4 protein-coding genes and 1 pseudogene are annotated in these 4,556 nt (G+C 43.4%); 2 read left to right on the top strand and 3 right to left on the bottom strand.

Going from position 1 to position 4,556, the window contains the following annotated elements:
* The 3 genes from MTX11_RS16140 to MTX11_RS16130 form a co-directional block, all read right to left on the bottom strand.
* Nucleotides 1–618, bottom strand: a 618-nt coding sequence (locus MTX11_RS16140) for an IS5 family transposase (protein ID WP_243475584.1), incomplete at its 3' end; no start/stop codon positions are given.
* Between the two features lie 91 nt (nucleotides 619–709).
* Nucleotides 710–1,195, bottom strand: coding sequence for a nucleoside deaminase (locus MTX11_RS16135; protein WP_243475583.1), 486 nt, complete (start codon nucleotides 1,193–1,195; stop codon nucleotides 710–712).
* 86 nt (nucleotides 1,196–1,281) lie between these two features.
* Nucleotides 1,282–2,337, bottom strand: a complete 1,056-nt coding sequence (locus MTX11_RS16130; protein ID WP_243475582.1) for an aromatic ring-hydroxylating oxygenase subunit alpha — start codon at nucleotides 2,335–2,337, stop codon at nucleotides 1,282–1,284.
* A gap of 268 nt (nucleotides 2,338–2,605) precedes the next feature.
* Here MTX11_RS16130 and MTX11_RS16125 point away from each other — a divergent pair, with 268 nt between their 5' ends.
* Both MTX11_RS16125 and MTX11_RS16120 read left to right on the top strand, forming a co-directional pair.
* Nucleotides 2,606–3,529 (top strand): LysR family transcriptional regulator, encoded by a 924-nt coding sequence (locus MTX11_RS16125; protein WP_243475581.1) that lies wholly within the window; start codon nucleotides 2,606–2,608, stop codon nucleotides 3,527–3,529.
* Between the two features lie 68 nt (nucleotides 3,530–3,597).
* Nucleotides 3,598–4,497 (top strand): annotated as a pseudogene (locus tag MTX11_RS16120) (amidohydrolase family protein); the annotation flags it as partial.
* Nucleotides 4,498–4,556: the final 59 nt, after the last annotated feature.

Genomic DNA, 4,556 nt, shown 5'->3' with positions numbered 1-4,556 from the left:
GACCTGACGGCATTGCTTGGTGTCATAAGCTCCATCGGTATAAACAGAGTCAATCTGCTCATCTTGTGGAATCTGATCGAGTAAATCACCAAGCACTTGTGAATCACTCACATTATTTGTAGTGAGTTGAATAGCGCGTATTTGAAGGGTTTTGGCATCTATACCAATATGAAGTTTACGCCATTGGCGACGATATTCAGGTCCATGTTTCTTGCGTTTCCATTCGCCCTCACCTAGAAACCTCATCCCTGTAGAGTCTATGAGTAGATGCAGCCCATCGCTACTTTTTTGGTAGCTGATTGCAATATCAATATGCTTTTGTCTTCTACAAAGCGTGGTGTAATCTGGAGCTATCCAATTTAATCCGCAAAGTTTAATCAGACTTTGCACAAAGCCAGTAACCATACGTAAAGACAGACGGAATAAGGATTTAATCATTAAGCAGCATTGGATGGCTGCGTCGGAGTAGGTTTGATTTCGCCCTTGTTTGCCTTTTGATGGCGCATACCATTGCGTAGCAGGATCAAACCAAATGGCAATATTTCCGCGACTCATGAGTGCTCGGTTATATGCGGGCCAATTGGTTGTGCGGTAGATTTTCTGTGTAGGCTTCTTCATTTGAAAATTATATCGCTGAAAAAGCCTTTACAGATAGGTTTGTGCAACAAAGCCAAATAGATTTAAAAAATAATGATGCGTGAAAAATTAATTATCTTTTGGACCAAAAGCTGTTTTGCAATTCGGCTATTTCATCTTCCAGTTCAGGCACGGGACCAATCAGTTCCACCTCTTTTTGGCAATGCGAAAATACATAGGCAGAAGAAACGCTCATGGTCGGGTTTTCATCATGGTTACCGGTACATTGCAGCAATTTTTCTTCGGTCATGCCATACACAACACGGCCGATATTGGCCCAATAAATGGTGCCAGAACACATACAGCAAGGCTCTACCGCAGTATATAAGGTACATTGCCATAAATATTCAGCTGGATAGTTTGTGGCTGCAATACGGGCCAGAGTCGATTCGGCATGGTTGACGGTATCCATATTACATTGGGTCAAAAGGACAGTTTCATGGTCGGGTGCAACCAGAACCGCACCAAAAGGATGATGTCCCAAGCTGATGGCGCGCTTGCCGACCTCATTGGAAAGTTTCAGGAATTTAATGATCTGCGCATGACTCGGGCTATTCATGATTTGTGCTGCTCGTTAATATAAATTTGACAGTGACCTTAAAATAAAAAAGCACCTTTAATATAAAAGTGCTTTTTAAAAAATATTTAGACGATATAGCGTTTAGATAATCCCCACTCGGCCAATATACGGCGGTAAGTGGTTGAGGATCGATCCGCTTCAAAATGGGCTTCCATACTAATATCTAGCGGCAACTCTTCCGGTTTTTGGCTTTCCACCATATCCTGATCTTCTGCAAAAATTTGCGCATTAAAATCGTACACTGCCTGTAAATCACCGGTGGTATCAAAGTTTCGGGTCAGTGGCACAAACAAGCGGGTTTTATTGTGTGATACCGGACAACACGCATTTAAAATTTTAAGGATGCCATCATTGGGGAAATACACTTTCAATGTTGCAGAAAATGGCGGATACACATCAAACTCACGGGTCCACATAAAGCCTTCTGGCTCCAGATACTGCACGCTATGCGGATAGTTGCTGACGTTGGAAATGTAGATGCTCTTTAAGCCGTAGTCAGTGCGTTCGGTATGGTATTTCGGTACCATCTGATTTTCACGGTCAGCAAATGCCTGATGATGCACCCAGGCAAAGTGTGCAACATCAATAAAACCTTCCAGCTGACGGCCGCTAGAACCACCAATATCGACGAATGGCGGCAAAATGGCTTGATGACCTTCAGCCTCCCAGGTTTCCAGCACCGGGAAATTCGCCTCGCTTTCATCACGGCTAAATAAACTGGTCCAAATCAGGCCATATTTTTCCACCACAGGAAATTTGGTCAGGCTGAAACGCTCAGAGATTTTTGTCAGCTCAGGTTGTGCCGGAATTTTGGAGCATTTGCCTTCGGCATTGTAATGTAAACCATGATAAGGACAGACGATTTCTTCACCTTGTACCCAGCCCTTGGTCAGTGGTACACCACGGTGCGGACAGATATCTCGCACCAAATGAATGCGGCCGCTTTCAGTTTTATACAGTGCCATTTTCACATCCAGCAGTATGACTTGTTGTGGTGTGGTACTGACGTCCTGAATGCGTGCAACCGGATACCAATGCTGCGCCAAAATATTCCAGTCAGATGGATCAAACGCACTACCATTGGGTTGAGTAAATAGATTGAGTACTGGTATTGCGTTCATATAAAACCCTTTTCTTTAATTTCGTGGCTAAGCTTTTCAAGGTCAAAAACAATGACCTTTTGCTTTAACTTGTAATTGAAATTAAATGAATTTTTGGCTTTCTGTCTATTAGAATGTTTCGTACTTATTATTCTAAAAATTAGAACACATTCGGTGTGTTTGAAGGTTTTGAAAAATCATCACGGCCACTTTGGCATAGAACTCGCATAGCCAGCAGCATGATGCACTATAAGCAAGACCATACGGCAAATTTGCCCTCAGTACCTTTATGAATACACCTTTTTCACGTTTTTCCGAATATTTTATTGCGGTCGCCAAAACTGGCAGTCTGCGCAAAGCAGCTGATCAGCTGTTTATTTCTGTTTCTGCGGTACACCGTCAAATCGCCCTGGCTGAAGAAGAGTTGGGCATCATTTTGTTTGAGCGTTTGCCGAATGGCTTAAAGCTGAATTTAGCCGGAGAATTGCTCTATGCCGACCTGCTGAAATGGCAAAAAGAATTTCAACATACCCGCATACGTTTTGATGAAATTCAGGGACTGAATCGGGGCACCATCGAATTTGGTCTGATCTCGGCTTTAAGCGATGGTTTTATCATGCAGTCGATGCAGTATATGTATGAAAACTATCCTTGGATTCATTTTAATATTCGGGTGGCAGACAGCGAAATTATTGCGAAAAAAATTATGGATGCCGAACTGGATTTTGGTTTAATTCTCAATCCCAAAGCGCATCATCATCTGGAAGTGATTCATTTTCTGGAATTGCCGGTCGGTTTTGTCATGAGCAACACGCATCCTCTAGTTAATGCTGAAAAAATCTATTTTTCCGATACCTTAAGCGACAACCATTTTATTCCCTCTGAACCGCTAATTATTCACGATTATGTGCAGGCCCTATATAAACATCACCAGTTTATTCCGGCCAGAAAAACCGAATCTAATGATATCCGGCTGATGAATGCCCTGATCCAGAAAAATTTAGGCATCGGGATTTTAAGTTTTTTAGATGTTTTACCTTATCTTGAGCGTAAAGAACTGGTGTTTAAACCAATACTGGAAAAAGGTCTGCATCCCCTGACCATTGCGCTCTGTGTTGCGCCGAAACGTCAAATTTCCAGAGCTTCGCAGTTAATGATTAAACACATAAGTGAACAAATGGAAGCTTTAAAGCTGCAAGTTCCGGTGCTGTAATCCTGAAAATATATCAGTTGGTATAACTCTTGCTTTTTAAATGAAATTTCAATGATTAAGGCAATGTTATGTCAATAATCTGGATTAAACATCCACTGGCAATCTTTACCGGCAACCAAAGTGATGCACGCGGTGGTCTGGTCATCCAATCAGGAAAAATTGTTGAACTGGTGCCTTTAGGCCAAACCCCAACCACACCTGTTGATGAAATATTTGATGCCAAAAATCTGGTGATCTTACCCGGCCTGATTAACAGCCATCATCATTTTTATCAAACCTTGACCCGTGCCTGGGCACCTGTGGTGAATGCGCCGCTTTTCCCCTGGCTTAAAACGCTGTATCCGGTATGGGCTAAGCTGAATCCGGAACAGCTCTATTTGGCGACGCAAGTGGCTTTGGCCGAATTATTGATGTCCGGCTGTACCTTTGCGGCAGATCACCATTATTTATTTCCCCAACAACTGCATGATGCCATTGATATTCAGGTACAGGCGGCTGAAAGCCTCGGTATCCGTGTCATGTTGACCCGTGGTTCGATGAGTCTGGGTGAAGATCAGGGCGGTCTGCCACCGCAGCATACAGTGCAAGATATGCAAACCATCTTGCTCGATTCGGAACGGCTGATCTCGAAATATCATGACCGCAGTGCAGATGCGATGGTGAATATTGCCCTTGCGCCCTGTTCTCCTTTTTCAGTCACGCAGGAAATTATGCGTGAAAGTTCCCAACTGGCACAGCAGCATGATGTGCGGCTGCATACCCATCTAGCGGAAACTCTGGATGAAGAACAGTTCTGTCTGGAAAAATTTGGCCTGCGCACAGTCGATTATCTGGACAGTGTGGGCTGGTTAAATCACCGGACCTGGCTCGCGCATGGCATTCATTTTAATGCCGATGAAATTCGTCGCTTAGGTGCAGCGCAGGTCGGTATCTGTCATTGTCCACATTCCGGTGGTGTTTTAAAAAGTATGCTGACATTAAATGAAGCCATTATTGATGTAAAAGAAGGTTAAGTCGAAGGCTTTAA

This window comes from Acinetobacter lwoffii (assembly GCF_022809915.1).
GTDB classification, from domain to species: domain Bacteria; phylum Pseudomonadota; class Gammaproteobacteria; order Pseudomonadales; family Moraxellaceae; genus Acinetobacter; species Acinetobacter lwoffii_M.
The sequence above is the reverse complement of the archived record's forward strand: the minus strand, read 5'-3'. Positions and strand labels throughout refer to the sequence as shown.